A 19,153-nucleotide genomic window follows, 5' to 3' on the forward strand; every position below is an offset into this window, starting at 1 on the left:
CCTGAACTGGAGCTGATTCATGTTGAATAAAAAAAGCGTCTTAACTGGGTTTTCGGTGCTGCTGGCATTTTTGTTGGTCAGTATGCCGCCGGTAATGGCCCGTGGCCTTCCAGATTTTACGGATTTGGTAGAAGAAGCCTCACCGGCCGTTGTTAACATTAGTACCACTCAACAAGTCCAGCAGCGTTCGCGCTCTGGCGGTTTGCCACCCGGCGCCCAGGTCCCGGATATTTTTCGTCACTTTTTTGAAGACTTTCATGGCGGTCAGGAGCCCCAGCAACCTCGACAAAGGCAGCGCCAATCCTTGGGCTCAGGCTTCATCATCTCTGAAGATGGCTATGTGCTAACCAATAACCACGTTGTTGAAAATGCTGAAGAAATCGTTGTGCGTCTGAGTGATAGGCGTGAACTCGTTGCAGAGTTGATTGGCAGCGACCCTTCCAGTGATCTGGCCCTGTTGAAAATTGATGCTGAAGGCTTGCCCGTAGTCCGTTTGGGTGATTCTGAGCAATTGAAAGTGGGTGAATGGGTGCTGGCTATAGGTTCGCCCTTTGGTTTTGACCATTCGGTAACTGCTGGCATCGTTAGTGCCAAGGGACGTGCCCTGCCCAATGAAACCTATGTGCCTTTTATTCAGACCGATGTAGCTATTAACCCAGGTAACTCGGGTGGCCCGCTTTTCAATTTGGATGGTGAAGTCATCGGTATTAATTCACAGATTTATACCCGCTCAGGTGGCTTTATGGGGCTGTCTTTTGCCATTCCAACCCATGTTGCCATGGAAGTTGTTGAGCAACTGCGTGAAAGCGGTAAAGTCAGCCGCGGCTGGCTGGGTGTGGTGATTCAGGAAGTCAGCCGTGATCTGGCTGAATCCTTTGGTTTGGACAGACCTCAAGGGGCTTTGATTGCCAATGTTGACCCTGAGGGTCCAGCTGCTGCAGGTGGTATTCAGGCAGGTGATATCGTGCTTGAGGTTAATGACCGGAATATTGAAACCTCCTCCGATCTGCCACCGGCTGTGGGCCGGATACAGCCTGGCACTGAAGGTCGCTTTGTGATTTTACGTGATGGCGAACGTAAAGAGTTACAGGTCGCTGTGGGTGAGCGGCCGGATCAGCCTGAATTTGGACAGCGTTCGCCAAGACAGCAGGAAGAGCCAGCTGAAGCGGATCGCTTGGGTTTGCGAGTTGAGCCTCTGCCTGCCAATGCCCGTGAACGCTGGTCAGTTGATCAGGGTGTCCTGGTTGCTTCTGTGGCTTCTGAGGGCGCCGCTGCCCAGGCCGGTATTCGACGTGGCGATATTTTGGTGACCCTGGCAGGCCAGCAAATAGAATCTCCGCGGCAATTTGCCGAGCTGGTTGCTGATTTGCCCGCCCAACGCTCTATTGCTGTCCGCTTGATTCGCCAAGGCAATCCTCTGTTTATTGCTCTTAGAATCAACGAATAACGTGTGAGGTGGCCGTCCAAGGCGAGGTTAAGTTTCCCTCGGGCGGCTAATCAGGTAGACTTTGCCGGTTTTCAAAACCTTCCTTATTTATTGATTCTACTTTTTCAGCGCAGGTGAACGTGAGTCGTCTCGAGCATATTCGTAACTTTTCTATTATTGCCCATATAGACCATGGCAAATCCACCCTGGCTGATCGCTTTATTCAGTTTTGTGAAGGCCTAACAGACCGGGAAATGAAAGAGCAGGTGCTTGACTCCATGGACCTGGAGCGGGAAAGGGGCATCACCATCAAGGCCCAGAGTGTGACTCTGGACTACAAGTCCCGCTCCGGCAAAGTCTATCAACTGAATTTTATCGATACGCCTGGCCATGTTGATTTTTCCTACGAGGTTTCCCGTTCCCTGGAAGCCTGTGAAGGCGCACTGCTGGTCGTGGATGCTGGCCAGGGTGTTGAAGCCCAGTCGGTTGCTAACTGCTACACCGCCATCGAACAGGGCCTGGAAGTGGTGCCTGTCATCAACAAGATGGACTTGCCCCAGGCTGACCCGGAAAAAGTTGCTGATGAAATTGAAAGCATCATAGGCATTGAGGCTACAGATGCCGTGCGCTGCTCAGCAAAAAGCGGCCTGGGTATTGAAGAGGTGCTTGAGCGCCTGGTTGAACAGATTCCACCCCCCGAAGGTGATCCTGAAGGACCTTTGCAGGTGCTGATTGCTGATTCCTGGTTTGATAATTATCTCGGCGTGGTTTCCCTGGTCAGAATCAAAAATGGCACCTTGAAAAAAGGCGACCGGATTCTGATCAAATCCACTGGCAAGCAATGGGATGCCAATAGTGTTGGCATCTTTACTCCCAAGCGGGTGGAAAAAACAGAGCTGCGTGCTGGTGAAGTCGGTTTTTTGGTTTCTGGAATCAAAGAAATTCATGGTGCGCCTGTCGGGGATACCATTACCCATGCCAAGACCCCCGAAGTGGCCAGCCTGCCGGGTTTTAAAAAGGTCAAACCTCAGGTTTATGCTGGTCTTTTCCCCGTCTCTGCCGATGATTTTGAAGACTTTCGTGAGGCCTTGGAAAAACTTTCATTGAACGATGCGTCCTTGTTTTATGAGCCGGACTCCTCCGATGCTTTGGGCTTTGGTTTCCGTTGTGGCTTTTTGGGTATGCTGCATATGGAAATCGTCCAGGAACGCCTGGAACGCGAATATGACCTGGACCTGCTGACAACAGCACCCACGGTCGTTTATGAAGTGGTCATGAAAAATGGCGATACGGTTTATGTTGATAACCCCACGCGCCTGCCTGACCCCGCCGGTATTGCAGAAATGCGCGAACCCATTGCCCGCTGTACCATTTTAACGCCTCAGGACATGGTGGGTGCGGTCATTACCCTGTGTACTGAAAAAAGAGGGATGCAAAAGGACATGCTCTATCTGGGTAACCAGGTACAGCTCACCTATGATATTCCCATGGCAGAAGTGGTTCTGGACTTCTTTGACCGTTTGAAATCTGCCTCGCGGGGCTTTGCATCGCTGGAGTATTCCTTTGATCGCTTTGAAACCTCCAAGTTGGCGCGCCTTGATATTCTGATCAATGGCGAAAAAGTGGATGCCCTGGCTCTGATCGTTCACCGGGACCTGGCTCATGGTAAGGGACGGGCTTTGGTTGAAAAAATGAAAGAGCTGATTCCACGCCAGATGTTTGATGTCGCTATTCAGGCTGCCCTGGGCGGTCAAATCGTTGCCCGCTCAACGGTTAAGGCCCTGCGCAAGAATGTTCTCGCCAAGTGCTATGGTGGCGATGCCAGCCGTAAGAAAAAACTTCTTGAAAAACAAAAAGCCGGTAAAAAGCGCATGAAGCAGGTTGGTCGTGTGGAAATTCCACAGGATGCCTTCTTGGCGGTTTTACAGGTCGATAACTAGGAAATAAAAGAATGCATCTGGACTTTGCTTTGGTGCTGGTACTGGCCACCTTTTTTACTGGCGCGATTTGGCTGCTTGATAAGCTGTTCTTGCAGAAAAAGCGTAAAAAAAGGTTGGGTGACAATAAGCCGGGCCTACTGGTGGAATATTCCAATTCCTTTTTTCCAGTGTTAGCCCTGGTTTTGGTGCTGCGCTCTTTTTTGTTCGAGCCCTTTCAAATTCCTTCCGGCTCCATGTTGCCGACACTGAAAGTGGGCGACTTTATTTTGGTCAATAAATACACCTACGGGGTGCGTCTGCCGGTCACCAATACCCAGATTCTGGAGGTCAATGAACCCCAGGTGGGTGAAGTGGCTGTTTTCCGCTACCCGCTGGATGAGCGCTTGAACTACATTAAACGGGTGATAGGAACACCGGGTGATGTGATTAGCTATCGGGAGAAGGCGCTGACGGTTAATGGTGAGCCAATTGCACGTGAGTTGATTGACAAGTATCCCACAGAGGCTCCCAGTGAGTGGCTGTGGCGAGAACAACTCGGTGTTGCTGACCACCAGGTTTACAACTATCCACCGCGTGTCTTCGACTTTCCCGATATAGAAGTGCCGGAAGGCTATTATTTTGTGATGGGTGACAACCGGGATCACAGTAACGATAGCCGTTTCTGGTGTCAGGGGCAGGTCAATGAAGGGGTAGGCTGCTTGGTCATTCCCGGTTATGTGAATGAACGGGGTGCGCCTCTGGTTATGGGCTTTGTGCCTGAAGAAACGCTGGTTGGCAAGGCCGTGGCTGTGTGGATGCACTGGCCTGAGCTTTTCAGCCTGCCCGACTTTACCGCTATTCGAAGAATTGAGTAATTATTAAGTGAAGAAAAAACTGGACCCACTGATTAAGGCTTTGGGTCATACCTTTAGCCAGGTTGATCTTTTGGAACTGGCATTGACTCATCGAAGCCATGGCAACCAGAACAATGAACGCCTGGAGTTTCTGGGGGATTCCATCGTTAATTTTTTAATTGCCGAGGATCTTTTTCAACGTTTTCCTGAGGCCAGAGAAGGCCAGCTCTCCCGATTGAGAGCCCGGCAAGTTAAAGGAGCGACCCTGGCTGAAGTAGCCAGAGAGTTTAACCTGGGTGATTATTTGCGCTTGGGTTCGGGCGAGTTAAAAAGTGGCGGCTTTCGTCGGGATTCGATTTTGGCGGATGCCCTGGAAGCAGTGATCGGTGCTATTTATCTGGATGCCGGCATGCAGGTGGCTCGAGAAAGGGTGCTGAGCTGGTTTGCTGGGCGTCTGGCTGATGTCAGCCTGAAGGATACCCAAAAGGATCCCAAAACCCGCTTGCAGGAGTTTCTGCAGTCACGCCAGTACGCTCTGCCCCGCTATGAAGTTGTTCAGGTTGAGGGCGAAGCCCATTCGCAACTCTTTACTGTTGAATGTGTGATCGATCAGTTGGATTACCACCCGATGGGCATAGGTTCCAGCCGTCGTCATGCCGAACAGCAGGCAGCCGAAAAAGCCCTGCAGGCCCTGGAGGTCAAATGAGTGTTTCCCGCAGTGGTTATATTGCCCTGGTAGGGCGCCCCAATGTGGGTAAATCTACCCTGTTGAATCGGATATTGGGTCAGAAAATCAGTATCACCTGCAAAAAACCCCAAACCACTCGTCATCAGATTTTGGGTATTCATACCGACCAGACTACCCAAGCCATTTTTGTTGATACGCCAGGCATGCACTTGGCCACAGGTGATCGGGATAGAGCCATCAATCATTATATGAATGATGCCGCCAGCCGCGCCCTGAAAGATGTTGATCTGGTGATTTTCCTGATAGACCGGACCAAGTGGACCGATGAGGATGACCTGGTTCTCAAGCGCTTGCAGTATGTGAAATGCCCTGTGATTCTGGCAATCAACAAGGTGGACTGGCTGGAAGATAAGGCCAGCCTCCTGCCTTATATTGAAGAAGTCAGCCAGAAGTTTGCCTTTGAGCAGATCATTCCTATTTCTGCTAAGCAGGGAACTCAGGTTGATGAACTCATTACCCAGGCCACTTCCCGCTTACCAGAAGGGGAGCACTTTTTCCCGGAAGATCAGGTCACGGATCGGAGTTCACGTTTTCTCGCTTCTGAGTTGGTGCGTGAAAAAATTATGCGTCAACTGGGTGAAGAGCTGCCCTATTCAACAACTGTTGAAATTGAAAAATTTCAGCAACAAGGACATGTCCTGCATATCCATGCCTTGATTCTGGTTGAGCGTGAAGGCCAGAAAAAAATTATTATTGGCGACAAGGGCAGCCGTATCAAACAGATAGGCCGTGATGCCCGTCTGGATATGGAACAGGCTTTTGATACCAAGGTGATGTTGAATCTTTGGGTCAAGGTGAAAAGTAACTGGTCGGATGATGCCCGCGCTTTGAAAAGCCTGGGTTATAACGACCTGAACTAACCTTTCGCGGCAAGGGTGCTGCCATGGCTTCCAGCGCTGCTGACTATCAACCGGCTTGGCTCCTGCATTCCCGGCCTTATCGGGAAACCAGTGCCTTGGCCTGGCTGCTCACTCTTGAAGAAGGCCGGGTTGATGCAGTGGTGCGTGGCGTGCGCAGCCGTAAAAGCCGCTATCGGGCTTTGTTGCAGCCTTTCACCCCCTTGCAGGTCAACTTAAAGGGGCATCACCAGTTAAGAACCCTGGTGGGCCTGGAGTCAACCAGTGCGCCCCACTGGTTTCAGGGTGAGGCGCTGGTTTGTGGCCTCTATGCCAATGAGTTGCTGAGTCGCCTGCTGCTTCCCGGACAAGCCTGTGCCGACCTTTTCCGAGACTATTCCCTGTTATTGAATCTACTCAGCAATGCTGAGCAACGCGAACCCGCTCTCAGACGCTTGGAATTCACTTTGCTGGAAACCCTGGGTTATGCTCCTGCATGGCAGTCGGCAACGGGTGAGACTCTGGTTGCAGACTGGTATTATAGCTACCGGTCAGAAGAGGGCTTTGTGCCCTGTTTGCCGACTGAGTCGGGCAGAAGCGGGCAGCCGGTGTTTACTGGTGCTCAGTTGTTGGCTATTGCAGCGGATGACTGGCGGCTGGCTGCAACCCGTCAGGCTGGTAAACACCTGACCCGGCAACTGCTGCAACCCTTACTGGGCCAGCGGCCCTTGCAGAGCCGACAACTTTTTAAACAACTGGTCAAGAATCCATCGCGATCCAAACTTTCGGAGTAATTCATGAGTCAGCGGGTATTACTGGGTGTCAATATTGATCATATAGCGACCCTTCGTCAGGCCAGGGGAACGCTTTATCCTGATCCTGTGCAGGCTGCCCTGGTTGCTGAACAGGCCGGTGCTGATGGTATTACTCTGCACCTGCGCGAAGATCGTCGTCATATTCAGGAAAGGGATGTTGAGCTGATCAGACAGGTTTTGCAGACCCGCATGAATTTTGAAATGGCCGTCACGAATTTTATGCTGGATTATGCGGAAAAAATTCAACCCGAGCATGTTTGCCTAGTTCCTGAAAAACGCGAAGAGCTGACCACTGAAGGCGGTTTGGATGTTGCAGGTCAGCAGGCACGAATGCAGGAAGTCTGCCAACGTTTGGCGGCTGCAGGTATGGATGTTTCCCTGTTTATTGATCCTGAAGAAAAACAAATTGATGCGGCTGTTGCGGCAGGCGCGCCAACCATCGAATTGCATACCGGTGCCTATGCGGATGCCACTAACCCTCAGCAACAAGCCCAGGAATTGACTCGACTGCGCAAGGCTTCTGCCTATGCGCTAAAACAGGGTCTGGTGGTGAATGCGGGTCATGGCCTGCATTACCATAATGTTGAGCCGATAGCGGCCATTCCTGGTATGCATGAACTGAATATCGGTCATGCCTTGATTGCCCGCTCCCTGTTTGTTGGTTTGGATGCCGCCGTCAAAGAAATGCATGCCTTGATTCAGCGTGCCCAACTTTTGACAGGTCGCTGATGACACTTGTCAGTTTCAGGGACAGGCTGGCTGCCTGGGTAGAACCTTATCGCGATCGCAGAATGCTGACGCTTTTGGCGCTGGGCTTTTCCAGCGGCTTGCCTGCGCCTCTGGTTTTTTCCAATTTGTCGATTTGGCTCAGGGATGTGGGGGTTAGCCGGACGGATATTGGCCTTTTTGCTTTGGCAGCAACACCCTACGCCATCAATTTCTTATGGGCGCCCTTGATAGACCGCCTGCGTCTGCCTTATCTTTCCGCACGCTTTGGAAGAAGGCGGGGCTGGGCACTCTTTACCCAGATGCTGCTGATGCTGGCGATTGCCCTGCTGGCGATGACCGACCCTGAAGCCAATCTGCACTTGGTGGCTTTGGGCGTGCTCTTTGTGACCTTTGTTTCAGCGACTCAAGACATCGTTATTGATGCTTACCGAATAGAAATCCTTGAACCCCATCAATACGGTAGTGGCACGGCTGCTGCTATTTGGGGCTGGCACCTGGGCGGCACCTTGATAGGCGCAGCCGGGGGCCTGTATTTAGCGCATCAATTTGGTTGGAATCTGGCTTATCTGGTTTTGGCCTTTGGGGTGCTGGTTGGAATGCTGGCGGTTCTCTCCAGCCCTGAACCCAAGCGGCCACCGCCTGCTGAAACCTTGGCCGAAGAATCCCGCGCTCTGGCTCATTTGGAGCGCTGGCGAGAACTGCCTTCGCTGATGCGCCGTTTTTTGGGCTGGTTCTATGTCACCTTGATTGCGCCCTTTGCCGAATTTACTCGCCGTAAGGGTTGGATCTGGATTCTGGCCTTTATTTTTGTGTTTAAACTGGGTGATGCTCTTTTGGGCCGTATGTCGGGTGTCTTCTATCGGGAAATGGGATTCAGTCTGACTGATATCGCCGAAGTGGCCAAAATCTACGGCTTTACGGCCAATATTATTGGTATCATCCTGGGCGGTGTTTTGGTGGCCCGAATAGGGCTCCTAAAGGCCCTCTTTCTATCCGGTCTGGCGACTGCAGCCACCAATCTGACTTATTCCTGGCTGGCGGTTTCCGGGCAGTCCTGGCTGGTGTTTGTATTGGCCGTTGCCTCAGATAATTTTACAACCGGGCTGGTCACTGTTGCCTTTGTGGCCTACTTGTCTAGTCTGTGTAATTCAGCCTACACAGCCACCCAATACGCCCTGCTGGCTTCCCTGGGGAATCTTGCCCGGATTTGGCTTTCAGCATCTAGTGGCTGGATGGTCGATAGCCTGGGTGGTGACTGGGCGCTTTTCTTTGTAATGACAGCCGTAATTGCCCTGATTGGGCTTCCTTTGCTGTGGGTGCTGATGAAGTATTTTCCTGCTCCTCTACAGGTGCGTCAGGCACAGTTTCGAGAAGCCCAACCGGTTGAATCTTCAGCGAATCAAGGAGGTTCAGGTTGAATTGGTTTAAGAGCAAGAAAAAGGAGCGTTTTGAGCGGGCCCGGGTTTCCCTGGATCGTGAAGGCAATGAACAAATTGAACGGATCAGCCGGGTCGTCCATCGCATCCACTGGACACGCAATCTACTGAGCATTGTCTGGACCGCAGGGCCGGTTACCCTGCTGGGGCTTTATGGCGGCTTTTATGCGGCCTATGGCAAATCTCCTCCCGGTCAGACCCTGCTGTATTTTTTCCTTTTCACCCTGTTTTCAGGTCTGCTGGCCTTTATCGCCAAAGTCATTTATGACATGACGCGAGGCCATGTTCAGGAACAGGCCCAGCAGGATGTCAGTGAAGCGATCGATAAGCTGGCTGATTTGATTTTGGCTGTCCGTGATCTGATTGTTGAAAGTTTTGAAGAGGGTGAGGCCAGGCAGCGCGAAGCGGCCTTGCAACTCTTGCGGCGCATTGAACTCACACCGGATGGTGTGGCCTTTGCTGCCCAGGAGCTGACTGGCGACAGTGAACTGGCGAAAATCCTGGGCCGGGTGGAAACCTACCGGCGTGCTGGTCTTTATTCACGGGTCCGGGATTTGAATCGCCAGCATCGTGAGCGTATTGAACTGGCCTTAGAGTGGTTAAATGACGTTTCTCCAGAAGCGGCCAGTGTGCTTAGTGAACGCTTTAACGGCGAAGCTCCCCAGTTGGAAAAAGGGGTGCCTCGGGATGAGTTTTTCATCGAAAGGGTATTAGCGGCTATCGAAGAAGACAACCTGCTCTTAATGACTTTGCAGGATGTCGAAGAGATGCTGATTTTAGCGTTTGAGCTGATTAATGGTCGTGAGATTCCACTCTTACTCTTTAGCTATTCAGGGCAGTGGAAGCTGGCACAGGCCCTGGATGATCTGGAATCTAAACGCAGCCAATATCGAATTGCCCAAGCCAGCGGTAGTAACCGTTTAAGAGCTTTGGCCGGCTTTTTGGTAGAAACAGATGAAGCCACTCATGATCAGTTACCCAATGGCCTTTCTGCTCAAGAACTGGTGATCCGGGTTGAAGAAATTCTCGATCGCCTGGCTTCCGAAGTGACTCAGCTGGCGCATCAGGCCAGAATTCGCAAACTCACCAGTCTGAGCGAGTTGCGCAATAAGTCCGACGTGTTGGGCAAATGCTTAAGTCTTTACAAGGCGGCGCGTCAGGGTTATCAACAACTGGGTAAAGCCCATGCGGGTCTTTTGGAAGCTTCGGAAGAATGGAACCAGCTAGCTGAAAAATTTGGTGATGAAGCCAGTAAACTGCGCCTGGGGCCAGGCCGTATGGGTCTGCGCATTCTTGAGAAGGTCACCTACCTAACGGACGAAGAAAAGGTTGATGTCTGCCAGCACCTGGTTAATTACCTGCAAGGTGAACAATTGGAAAAGAGAGGCAGGCGTTTCTTTACCCGACACAATGGCCGTTCCCGTCCGCTCACCCTGGAAGGTGCTCGTCAATTAGCCGTTGAAGTGGCTCTGGCACTGGAGCCCTATATTAATCTGTCCCGACCTGCTGTTCAGCGTGGACTGAATGCCACCAATGCAACCTATCTGGGGGGGCTGGAACCGGACATGAGTGCTGCAGAAAAGGCCGCCTTGGGCTCTTCCATGGCTAAGGAAGTGCAGCAGGATATGAGTGGGGCTGCTGAGCGCCTGGCCGTGGCACTCGTCAAACACTACCGGGTGGATCTGACCGAGGAGGCCAAGGAGTTTTTGGTTGATGCCTATGGTGCCCGCAGCCAAACCCTGGACCTTTTGTCCAATTATGAAGCAACGCCCGGCAATGGCCCGGTCAGCTTCCTGAGTTTGCGGCCACCCCGAGTGGTTGCCCTGAAACGTGAATGGTATCGCGCCCTGATTAAAGCGCGTCAGCAGTTAGGATGATTCATGAGTGAACCCCGTTTTTGTGTTCTTGGTGCCGGCTCCCTGGGGCTTTTGTTTGCCAGCCGCTTAGCCAGAAATGGACAAGCGGTCACCCTGCTCGTTCGACCTGAAAAGGTTTCGGCCTTGAGCCTGGGCGTTACCCTACAAGAAAGCCCTGGCTCCCTGGCCAAGCGGCAATTTATGCGGGTGATCAGCGAACCGTATGAGCAGCTGCGTATTGACCGTTTGCTATTGACGACCAAAGCAGGGAGTGCCGCTGACGCCCTTAAACACTGGCAGCCTTGTTTAACCGAAGATGCGGAAGTACTCATGCTGCAAAATGGCTTGGGGAGTCAAGCTGAAGTGGCAGAGCTGATGCAGCCGGGACAAACCCTCTTAGCGGCCAGTGTTACTGAAGGTGCCTACCTGGAAAGCCCCGCTACTGTAGTTCATGCTGGCAAGGGCAAAACCCGTTTGGGTCGTTGGTGTGGGCCAGCCAAGGGCGCGGCTGCTTCCTGGGTGACCCGGCTCACGGTGGCCGGGCTTGAGGCTGAAAAAGTTGAGCCTATCCGTCCGGTGCTTTGGCAGAAGCTGGCGGTCAATGCGGTGATCAATCCTTTAACAGCAGTGCATAGGGTTGAAAATGGTGCCCTGGCAGCCAGAGAGTTCAGACCCCAGGTTGAAGGCTTGGTTGAAGAAGTCTTAAGCGTGTTCAAAAGATTGGGGATTCCTGAGCCTGAAGGCGGCCTAGCCTACCGGGTCGAACAGGTGATTTTGGCAACCGCAGCTAATCGTTCTTCCATGCTTCAGGATGTGCTGGCAGGCCGTCCTACCGAAATAGATTATATAACAGGTAGTCTGCTCAAGGTGGCGAAACCGCTGCAATTGCAGTTACCGCTCAGTGAAGAGCTCTACCAGGCTATTAAAGCGGACGAATCGAAGTAACCGGCATTTCCAGGCGTTGCTGCTTCTGCAGTAGTTGAAGTAGCAGCACCACCCTTTCTTCTCCCTTGCGACTTTGGAAGATGGCATTCAGCCCTTTAAAAGGACCTTCCTCGATCAGAACTTGTTCACCGGCTTTTAGATAATCCTTGGGTTGCGGTTGAGTACGTTCACGCAGCTGAGCAATCAGCTGATCAGAAATTTTTACCGGCTTATTACCAAAGCTGACCAGTTTAAGCACACCCCGTGTCGACCTAAGCGGACGCCAGTTGTCGGCAACATCACTGAGATGGATAAACAGGTAATAGGGGAAGAGGGGCTCTTCAACCAGGCGGATTTTACCCTGGCGCAATTTTTCAACTTGAATATAGGGGTGGAAGACTTCATACCCCTGATTTTGCAAATTTTCAGCAGCACGAAAAGACTCTTTTGCCTTGCACTGAATCACATACCAACTGCGACTTGTCATTCTTACTCCCCTAGCAGAAGTCAGGCACCATAACGCCACCGCAACAGGAGCGCAACCCTAAAAGCGTAGTAAATCCCTCTATATACTAAGGGCTTTATTAGGGTTTAGATCGCACAACAAACCAGTAAATGCAGAAACTAAAAAAGAAACCAAGTCAGGCCCAAGAAAAACCTTCCTGTTCCTGAGACTTTGTAAGCCGGGTATAATTGCTTCAGTTATTTTTTCTACTTTGAGGAGTTGTTATGCCGTCCTTTGATGTGGTGTCCGAATTGGACAAGCACCAGGTAACCAATGCTGTTGATCAGGCAAATCGCTTGGTAGGTAACCGTTTTGACTTCAAAGGGGTGGATGCCCGCTTTGAGCAGGCAGGCAGTAATGAAGTGGTGATTCATGCCGAAGCTGAGTTTCAGGTGCGCCAGATGCTGGATATTTTGCGTAGTGAGCTGGTACGTAAAGAGATAGACCTGGCTTGTTTGGAAGAGGGTGATGTGAGTGAAGCCAATAAATCAGCACGGATGCCGGTGAAGCTGCGCGAAGGTATTGAAAGTGATTTGGCTAAAAAGATCGTCAAAATGATCAAGGATGCCAAGTTGAAAGTGCAGGCCCAAATTCAAGGCGATCAGGTTAGGGTGACCGGGAAAAAGCGCGATGATTTGCAACAGGTGATCGCTCTACTCAAGGGTGCTGATCTGGATATGCCTTTGCAATTTAATAATTTTCGCGACTGATGCTGGTTGGTATAGGTACGGACCTGGCCCGGATAGAGCGCTTTGCTGATTTGCTGGCAAGGCGCGGTGATTCGATTGCCAAACGCTTGTTAACGCCCTCTGAGCGTCAAGGCTTGGCGGAGGCAGCTTCGCCTGCTGCTTTCCTGGCTAAGCGTTTTGCGGCCAAAGAAGCCTTATTAAAAGCGCTAGGTACGGGGTTGAGAGATGGCTTGAGTTGGCAGCAGCTGGAAGTCAGTAATGATGGGCTGGGCAAGCCGGTGATGACGCTGTCCGGTCGGGCGGCGGAAATGGCGGCTGAAAAGGAGGTGACCAGGGTTCACCTGTCGCTGAGCGATGAACAGGAGCATGCCCTGGCCTTTGTGGTTCTGGAAACCGCCTGAACAACTGCTTACCAGGTTCCGGTGTTTTCCATGCTGGCCCAGGGTTCTTGGGCAGGCAAGGCATCACCTTTTTGCAGGAGTTCGATCGAAATCTGGTCAGGGGTGCGAACAAAAGCCATATGACCATCCCGGGGTGGGCGCAGGATGGTGACGCCTGCCTTCTGCAGTTTTTCACACAAGGCGTAAATATTATCGACCCGAAAGGCAAGGTGGCCAAAATTGCGGCCTCCTGAGTAGTCTTCAGGGTCCCAGTTGTAGGTCAATTCAAGCATGGGTGCCTTATCTTGGCGTGCCCTGGCTTCATCTTCTGGAGCCGCCAGAAAAACCAGGGTGAAGCGTCCCTTCTCATTATCCTTGCGGCTGATTTCCTTCATTCCCAGCAGGTCGCAAAAAAAGTGCAGAGACTCTTCAAGATTGCTGACACGCAGCATGGTGTGCAGGTATTGCATTGGGACCTCCTCTTGCAGGATGAATGGAATCTCAGATCAAAAAGGCCACCCGAAGGTGGCCTGGTTACTTCAGCTTTAGGGCTGGAAGTCGGGTAGCTTTTTCTCAGCCAGTTGATGCTTTAACTGAATGTAAACGGGCATACCCTTTTCATAAGGCGGATAGTCTTCGCCTTGGATCAGGGGCTCAAAGTATTCACGTCCTGCTTCACTGATTCCAAAGCCATCGGGGGTAATGTAGTCACGTGGCATGAATTTTTCCACGTTGGCAATATCCGACAGGCAGGCTTCACCAATTTCCCACCGGTAGGGGGTATCACTGGTGCGGACGATGGTTGGCATGACTGAGTTTTTGCCTTCCAGAGCCAGTTTGACACCGGCTTCGCCGACGGCATAAGCCTGAGCGACATCAGTGGCTGAAGCCAGGTGGCGTGCAGAGCGTTGCAGGTAATCAGCAACGGCCCAGTGGTATTTGTAGCCCAAATCCTGTTTGACCATACCGGCCAGGGTGGGTGCAACGCCACCAAGTTGCTTGTGACCAAAGGCATCGGTTGTGCCTGCATCGGCCAGGAAGGTGCCATCTGCATAGCGGGCGCCTTCAGAGATCACGATCACACAATAGCCATATTTTTTGACACAGTCATCGACCCTGGCCATCACGGTTGCCCGGTCAAAAGGGATTTCAGGGAAGATGATCAAATGAGGGGCTTCGCCTTCACCCTGGCCCGCCAAACCGCCAGCCCCAGCAATCCAACCCGCATGACGCCCCATGACTTCAAGGATAAAGACCTTGGTGGAAGTTGCACACATGGATTCGATATCCAGGGCGGCTTCACGGGTGGAAACGGCAATATACTTGGCAACAGAACCAAAGCCCGGGCAGTTATCGGTTACTGGCAGGTCATTGTCGACAGTTTTGGGGATATGAACCGCTTTTAGCGGATGGTTCATGGATTCTGCCAACTGGGCAATTTTTAGGCAGGTATCAGCGGAATCATTACCGCCATTGTAAAAAAAGTAGCCAATATTGTGGGCTTTGAAGACTTCAATCAGGCGCTCATATTGAGTGCGGTGAGTTTCTATGTCTTTCAGCTTATAACGGCAGGAACCAAAGGCACCACCTGGGGTGTGACGAAGCTGCTTGACGGTTTCATCAGAAAGAGCAGAGGTATCAATCAGTTCTTCGGTGAGAGCGCCCAAGATACCATTGCGTCCTGCGAAAACGGTACCGATTTGATCACTGTGCTTTCTGGCTGTTTCGATTACGCCGCAGGCGCTGGCATTGATGACTGAGGTGACACCGCCGGACTGGGCATAAAAGGCGTTTTGCTTCGCCATGGGGGATAAGGCTCCTGCTGGTTTTAAAAAATTCTGCGCATTCTAACGGATTCAGCGTTTGGATGCATGGGGTGTTTGTGACTCTCAAGCCCTATTTTGACTGCAGCATGCTAAACTCGCGACACTAAAGTTCAAGTGGGCTGGAAACCTTTATATGCACCTTCATTTTCTGGGTATTTGTGGAACCTTTATGGGCTCTCTGGCGATTTTGGCCAGAGAAATGGGCTTCCGGGTGAGTGGTTCAGACCAACAGGTTTATCCGCCTATGAGCGACCAGTTGGCTGCTGCCGGTATCGAAATTCACCAGGGTTTTGATTATAACCCGGCTGATTGGCAACCGGACTTGGTGGTTGTCGGCAATGTCATGAGTCGGGGTACGCCTTGCGTTGAAGCCTTGTTGAATTCGTCTTTGCCCTATACCTCAGGCCCTCAGTGGCTGCACGATCATCTACTGCGCGGATCTATAGGTGAACCCCGTTGGGTGTTGGCCGTGGCAGGCACTCATGGCAAGACCACCACAGCCAGTATGTTGGCTTGGCTGTTGGAAGCCGCTGGGATGCAACCGGGTTTTTTAATTGGTGGTGTGCCGGGTAACTTTGCTGTTTCAGCGCGCCTGGGTGGCTCTCCTTTCTTTGTTGTGGAAGCCGATGAATATGACACGGCCTTTTTTGATAAGCGCTCTAAGTTTGTTCACTATGCGCCGCGCACTCTGATTTTGAATAACCTTGAATTTGATCATGCGGATATTTTTCCGGACCTGGCAGCCATTCAAAAGCAGTTCCATCATTTGGTTCGCTTGGTTCCCAGTCAGGGGCGGATTATTTACCCTCAGGCGGATACAGCCTTGCAAGAAGTTCTGGGGCAGGGTTGCTGGAGTGAGCAGGAAACTCTTGGTCAGCAAGTGGGTGACTGGACGGCAGTTAAACTCAACCCTCAGGCTTCAGCGTTTGCTGTTTTTTTGCAGGGTGAAAAGCTTGGTGAAGTCTGCTGGTCACTGACCGGCGATCATAATCTTTATAACGCCCTGGCCGCCCTGGCTGCAGCGCGTCATGCCGGAGTTCAGCCAGCTCAGGCCTTGGCTGCTCTGGCTGAATTTAAAGGTGTGAAGCGGCGAATGGAAAACAAAGGTGAAGTTCGGGGGATTCAGGTCTTTGATGATTTTGCCCACCACCCAACGGCCATCGCAATGACCTTGGAAGGAATCAGACCCAGCTGCCCCGGACGCTTACTAGCTGTTATTGAGCCGCGTTCCAATACCATGAAGCTGGGAAGCCTTAAGGGTCGTCTGGCTGCCAGCGTGGCAGCAGCGGATAAAGTATTCTGGTTTGAAGGCAAGGGTATGGGTTGGTCGCCTGCCACTCTAGGCAAGGGCGATAGCTTTACCGACTTGGGTGAACTTTGCCGAAGTTTGGTTGCCGAAGCCCGTTCTGGAGATTATCTGGTATTGATGAGTAACGGTAGTTTTGGTGGCCTGCATGAACGTCTACTGACCGCCTTGGCTGAGAAGGATTCTGCATGAACTCTAATGATCAAGTAAAAAGAGTGACCCTGGCAATGACCGGGGCTTCAGGTGTTCAATACGGGCTACGTTTGCTGGAGTGCCTATTGGCTGCTGGCTGTGAGGTGGACTTGATGATTTCCAAAGCAGCCCATTTGGTCATAGCGACCGAGACACAGGAAAGTCTGCCTGCCAACCCGGAAAAGCTAACCGCTCAATTGACCCAGCAGTATCAACATCTGCCCGGTCGAGTTCAGGCTTATGGCCGTGAAGACTGGTTTGCACCGGCGGCTTCGGGGTCGGGTGCCGCTTCCAGCATGATTATTTGTCCTTGTTCTGGCGGTACTCTTTCAGCCCTGGCAACCGGGGCGAGTAATAACCTGATTGAAAGAGCCGGTGATGTGGCGCTTAAAGAAAGACGTCAGTTGATTTTGGTGACCCGTGAAATGCCTTTGCATCAGGTGCATTTGGAACAAATGTTGAAGCTGACACAGATGGGCGCTCTAGTCATGCCTGCCAGTCCGGGTTTTTATCATCAGCCAGAATCAGTAGAGGATTTGGTGGATTTTGTTGTGGCCCGGCTGCTGGACCACTTGAATCTTCCTCAAAAGCTAGTAGCGCGTTGGGGAGAAGCTGATGCTTAGGGGTGATCTTCCAGTTGATCATCAACTCGTTCACTGAGTGAGTGATAACAGCTTTCACCGATACGCTGCCAAAGCTCTTCTGGTTTTTCACCCGGTTGCAAAAGCAGGGGAGTGATGGTGGTATCCAGCGGGCCCAGTTCACAAATGACTTGATGCAAGAGTTGGTGATAAAGCCTTTCGCGAAGAACCAGGGCGCCATTGATGGTTGTGTTGGGTAGCAGCAGCAGCAGAGTCAGGTCATCCATCCGATAGGCTTCATCACCCGTTCTGCAGGTCTGTAAGGCAATTTTTCCCGCTTCTTGTAAAAAGCGATCGGCACTGGCCTGCCCCAGTTCTTCAACGACCTGTGGGTACTGGTGAAACTCTATGAGCAAAAGTGCCAGGGGTCTTTGGGTTGCCCGTGAGCGAGCAACTTCAGCGGTCAAGCGAGATTGCAGGTGTTCAGCATTGAGCAGGCCGGTGACGGCATCTTCTCCGGTTAGAAGCTCTAGCTTCTGAGTTTTTAAACGACTACTAAGGCCATAATGCCAGGCTAAAATAACCAGCAGCAGATACTGAAAGCAAAAAAGCAATTGTTCTTCAAGGCCCAGTCTATCCAGACGAAAGGTCAGCAAGCCGGAAAGTAATAGCAGGCTGAGGGCAAGGGAGGCAGCATTGGGTAATAGGTAAAAAGCAACCAGGGGGTAAAAAAGGCCGGCAAAGTGCCAGTGGGTAAAGCCAGACAGGGTTTCAGGCTGGAGCAACAGAAAACCACCCAGGCAGATTAAGGCCGTCAAAGCTGCCGGATCATACTGAAGATGGCTATTCACCTGCCAGCGTAGCAGGCCCAAGGCAAAGAAGATGGGTGTTAAGAGTGCAGGGAGGAGAATGGCTTCATAGTAGGCCGACAGGTAGACCTGACTGGCAAGAAGTGCCATGACGGTACTCAGAATCAGATAGAGGCTAGCAGTTACCCTGCGCTGCTGGCGTGAGAAACCCTGTCTCATAACCACATATCCTTGTTGTCTGACTGGAGCGAATGAAGAATTCGGGCGGGTAACGCATCCAGAGGACAAAGATAGCTATGCAATTTCAGGTCATCCAGGTCTATTTCTAATTGGCGGCTACGCTCCTGCAGCTGTTCCTGCTCTTTGATTGGGGCCAGTATTAGTAGCTTTTTGGAAGAGAAGTGGTAGATGCGCTCATAGGCAGCAAAAACACTGAGCAAATCCTGTAGCTGCTTTTTGCTCCAGACAGGGCTTTCCTGGCTTTCCAGTTCAAAAATGGCCAGTGCAGTGCCCTCACGCAGGGCTCTTTGCTGTTCTTTTTCTAAATCCTGAGCAAGTTGTTTGCGGTTAAAAAGCCCGGTTTCCGGATTGCGGCTTAGCAACTGGTAAAGATTTTGCTGGCGCAATTCATGGGTGAAGCTATAAACGCTGGTCATCAGAGTAACCAGCCAGAGGGCGGTTAGGAAGGTGAACCTAAAGCTGCCGTCAAGATGGATCATTGCCAAGAGGTTGGCAACCAATGTAAAGCCAAGAACAAACAGAAGTGCCGGGCGAAAAGGCAGCAGACTAAAAGCCAGGAAAGGGAAGGCCAGATGTAGGCTTAGCGCAGTAAGTGACTGATAGTGTTCGGGTAGTAGTAAAAGAGTTAAAGAAACGAGGCAATACGCACTGAAAGCTAGCAGGCCTAAATAAGTTTGTCTTTTGGCCGCCAACTGGGTTTTGGTGAAGAGGTGGATGCTGATAAATAGCAGGCCAGTCAGGTAGGCCAGGGCCAGTAACTGGTTACCTGAATAAAAATACCAGGCTGAAAGCAGCGCAAAGAGACCGCTTGCCAGCAATTGGCACCAGGTAAGTGTGCGTATGGACTCCAGTAGCCCCATAGCCGGAAAGACCCTAAAGTTAAGTTATTGCACCCTGCATCCAGCAGCGGGTGTTGAAAAGTCTGGGTACCTTACTTGGTTGACTCTACCTTCCCTTGGTAAAACTCCTTAGATTGTAACTCAATGTTATTCATCAAGGAAGCCAGATAAATAAGCGAGTTGGTATTTTTTGCAGCTCTGCAAGACTAGGGTAAAGCCTGCTACTTGCGTATAATGCCCATT

19 protein-coding genes are annotated in these 19,153 nt (G+C 51.5%); 14 read left to right on the forward strand and 5 right to left on the reverse strand.

The annotated features are described in order from the left end of the window. The first annotated feature begins 19 nt into the window (after positions 1–19). From BM185_RS05795 to BM185_RS05840, 10 genes are all read left to right on the forward strand, one after another. Entirely contained in the window at positions 20–1,447 is a 1,428-nt protein-coding gene (locus tag BM185_RS05795) for a DegQ family serine endoprotease (RefSeq protein WP_091960636.1), read from the forward strand. Between the two features lie 119 nt (positions 1,448–1,566). After that, the gene (gene lepA, locus BM185_RS05800; protein WP_091960639.1) at positions 1,567–3,366 is read left to right on the forward strand and encodes a translation elongation factor 4; all 1,800 of its coding nucleotides are present in this window, start codon (positions 1,567–1,569) and stop codon (positions 3,364–3,366) included. A gap of 17 nt (positions 3,367–3,383) precedes the next feature. After that, positions 3,384–4,220 carry a signal peptidase I gene (gene lepB, locus BM185_RS05805; protein ID WP_218149406.1) on the forward strand — a complete coding sequence of 279 codons (837 nt, stop codon included), beginning with the start codon at positions 3,384–3,386 and terminating at the stop codon, positions 4,218–4,220. A 7-nt stretch (positions 4,221–4,227) separates the two neighbouring features. Beyond that, complete coding sequence (gene rnc / locus BM185_RS05810; RefSeq protein WP_245751707.1) at positions 4,228–4,905, forward strand: ribonuclease III; 678 nt, start codon at positions 4,228–4,230, stop codon at positions 4,903–4,905. Beyond that, entirely contained in the window at positions 4,902–5,807 is a 906-nt protein-coding gene (era, locus tag BM185_RS05815; protein ID WP_091960644.1) for a GTPase Era, read from the forward strand. The genes rnc and era overlap by 4 nt, the downstream gene beginning before the upstream one ends. A gap of 23 nt (positions 5,808–5,830) precedes the next feature. After that, positions 5,831–6,577 carry a DNA repair protein RecO gene (gene recO, locus BM185_RS05820; protein ID WP_091960647.1) on the forward strand — a complete coding sequence of 249 codons (747 nt, stop codon included), beginning with the start codon at positions 5,831–5,833 and terminating at the stop codon, positions 6,575–6,577. A gap of 3 nt (positions 6,578–6,580) precedes the next feature. Further along, the gene (gene pdxJ / locus BM185_RS05825) at positions 6,581–7,327 is read left to right on the forward strand and encodes a pyridoxine 5'-phosphate synthase (protein ID WP_091960649.1); all 747 of its coding nucleotides are present in this window, start codon (positions 6,581–6,583) and stop codon (positions 7,325–7,327) included. Continuing rightward, positions 7,327–8,745 carry an AmpG family muropeptide MFS transporter gene (locus BM185_RS05830; RefSeq protein ID WP_218149399.1) on the forward strand — a complete coding sequence of 473 codons (1,419 nt, stop codon included), beginning with the start codon at positions 7,327–7,329 and terminating at the stop codon, positions 8,743–8,745. Before pdxJ ends, BM185_RS05830 begins: the two co-directional genes overlap by 1 nt. Further along, entirely contained in the window at positions 8,742–10,640 is a 1,899-nt protein-coding gene (locus BM185_RS05835) for a hypothetical protein (RefSeq protein ID WP_091960652.1), read from the forward strand. Before BM185_RS05830 ends, BM185_RS05835 begins: the two co-directional genes overlap by 4 nt. A gap of 3 nt (positions 10,641–10,643) precedes the next feature. Continuing rightward, positions 10,644–11,564 (forward strand): ketopantoate reductase family protein, encoded by a 921-nt coding sequence (locus tag BM185_RS05840; RefSeq protein ID WP_091960655.1) that lies wholly within the window; start codon positions 10,644–10,646, stop codon positions 11,562–11,564. Here BM185_RS05840 and rfaH read toward each other — a convergent pair. Beyond that, the gene (rfaH, locus tag BM185_RS05845; RefSeq protein WP_091960658.1) at positions 11,542–12,030 is read right to left on the reverse strand and encodes a transcription/translation regulatory transformer protein RfaH; all 489 of its coding nucleotides are present in this window, start codon (positions 12,028–12,030) and stop codon (positions 11,542–11,544) included. The genes BM185_RS05840 and rfaH overlap by 23 nt on opposite strands. A 242-nt stretch (positions 12,031–12,272) precedes the next feature. Here rfaH and BM185_RS05850 point away from each other — a divergent pair, with 242 nt between their 5' ends. Both BM185_RS05850 and acpS read left to right on the forward strand, forming a co-directional pair. Then, the gene (locus BM185_RS05850; protein WP_091960660.1) at positions 12,273–12,758 is read left to right on the forward strand and encodes a YajQ family cyclic di-GMP-binding protein; all 486 of its coding nucleotides are present in this window, start codon (positions 12,273–12,275) and stop codon (positions 12,756–12,758) included. Then, a complete protein-coding gene (acpS, locus tag BM185_RS05855) occupies positions 12,758–13,138 on the forward strand; it encodes a holo-ACP synthase (RefSeq protein WP_177203485.1) in 381 nt (126 codons plus the stop codon). Before BM185_RS05850 ends, acpS begins: the two co-directional genes overlap by 1 nt. Before the next feature lie 8 nt (positions 13,139–13,146). Here the strand turns inward: acpS and gloA are convergent, their stop codons facing one another. Continuing rightward, positions 13,147–13,587 (reverse strand): lactoylglutathione lyase, encoded by a 441-nt coding sequence (gene gloA / locus BM185_RS05860; protein ID WP_091960665.1) that lies wholly within the window; start codon positions 13,585–13,587, stop codon positions 13,147–13,149. Positions 13,588–13,662: 75 nt separating this feature from the next. After that, complete coding sequence (locus BM185_RS05865) at positions 13,663–14,922, reverse strand: 6-phosphofructokinase (RefSeq protein WP_091960668.1); 1,260 nt, start codon at positions 14,920–14,922, stop codon at positions 13,663–13,665. A gap of 154 nt (positions 14,923–15,076) precedes the next feature. On the opposite strand from BM185_RS05865, the gene mpl reads away from it, so the two are divergent. Both mpl and BM185_RS05875 read left to right on the forward strand, forming a co-directional pair. Continuing rightward, positions 15,077–16,441 carry a UDP-N-acetylmuramate:L-alanyl-gamma-D-glutamyl-meso-diaminopimelate ligase gene (gene mpl / locus BM185_RS05870; protein WP_091960671.1) on the forward strand — a complete coding sequence of 455 codons (1,365 nt, stop codon included), beginning with the start codon at positions 15,077–15,079 and terminating at the stop codon, positions 16,439–16,441. Beyond that, a complete protein-coding gene (locus tag BM185_RS05875) occupies positions 16,438–17,064 on the forward strand; it encodes a flavin prenyltransferase UbiX (protein ID WP_091960673.1) in 627 nt (208 codons plus the stop codon). The genes mpl and BM185_RS05875 overlap by 4 nt, the downstream gene beginning before the upstream one ends. Here the strand turns inward: BM185_RS05875 and BM185_RS05880 are convergent. Then, on the reverse strand, positions 17,061–18,050 hold the full coding sequence (locus tag BM185_RS05880) for a GGDEF domain-containing protein (protein ID WP_091960676.1): 990 nt from the start codon (positions 18,048–18,050) through the stop codon (positions 17,061–17,063). The genes BM185_RS05875 and BM185_RS05880 overlap by 4 nt on opposite strands. Further along, positions 18,047–18,931 (reverse strand): hypothetical protein, encoded by an 885-nt coding sequence (locus tag BM185_RS05885; RefSeq protein ID WP_091960680.1) that lies wholly within the window; start codon positions 18,929–18,931, stop codon positions 18,047–18,049. The genes BM185_RS05880 and BM185_RS05885 overlap by 4 nt, the downstream gene beginning before the upstream one ends. Between the last annotated feature and the right edge of the window lie 222 nt (positions 18,932–19,153).

The sequence above is a fragment of the Marinospirillum celere genome, assembly GCF_900112235.1.
GTDB classification, from domain to species: Bacteria; Pseudomonadota; Gammaproteobacteria; order Pseudomonadales; family Halomonadaceae; genus Marinospirillum; species Marinospirillum celere.

Coding starts and splice junctions, on each gene's coding strand:
- pdxJ (WP_091960649.1), top strand. CDS start 6,581: ATGAGTCAGCGGGTATTACTGGGTGTCAATATTGATCATATAGCGACC.
- BM185_RS05795 (WP_091960636.1), top strand. CDS start 20: ATGTTGAATAAAAAAAGCGTCTTAACTGGGTTTTCGGTGCTGCTGGCA.
- acpS (WP_177203485.1), top strand. CDS start 12,758: ATGCTGGTTGGTATAGGTACGGACCTGGCCCGGATAGAGCGCTTTGCT.
- rfaH (WP_091960658.1), bottom strand. CDS start 12,030: ATGACAAGTCGCAGTTGGTATGTGATTCAGTGCAAGGCAAAAGAGTCT.
- BM185_RS05885 (WP_091960680.1), bottom strand. CDS start 18,931: ATGGGGCTACTGGAGTCCATACGCACACTTACCTGGTGCCAATTGCTG.
- recO (WP_091960647.1), top strand. CDS start 5,831: ATGGCTTCCAGCGCTGCTGACTATCAACCGGCTTGGCTCCTGCATTCC.
- mpl (WP_091960671.1), top strand. CDS start 15,077: ATGCACCTTCATTTTCTGGGTATTTGTGGAACCTTTATGGGCTCTCTG.
- BM185_RS05840 (WP_091960655.1), top strand. CDS start 10,644: ATGAGTGAACCCCGTTTTTGTGTTCTTGGTGCCGGCTCCCTGGGGCTT.
- BM185_RS05830 (WP_218149399.1), top strand. CDS start 7,327: ATGACACTTGTCAGTTTCAGGGACAGGCTGGCTGCCTGGGTAGAACCT.
- BM185_RS05880 (WP_091960676.1), bottom strand. CDS start 18,050: ATGAGACAGGGTTTCTCACGCCAGCAGCGCAGGGTAACTGCTAGCCTC.
- BM185_RS05865 (WP_091960668.1), bottom strand. CDS start 14,922: ATGGCGAAGCAAAACGCCTTTTATGCCCAGTCCGGCGGTGTCACCTCA.
- gloA (WP_091960665.1), bottom strand. CDS start 13,587: ATGCAATACCTGCACACCATGCTGCGTGTCAGCAATCTTGAAGAGTCT.
- BM185_RS05850 (WP_091960660.1), top strand. CDS start 12,273: ATGCCGTCCTTTGATGTGGTGTCCGAATTGGACAAGCACCAGGTAACC.
- BM185_RS05875 (WP_091960673.1), top strand. CDS start 16,438: ATGAACTCTAATGATCAAGTAAAAAGAGTGACCCTGGCAATGACCGGG.
- era (WP_091960644.1), top strand. CDS start 4,902: ATGAGTGTTTCCCGCAGTGGTTATATTGCCCTGGTAGGGCGCCCCAAT.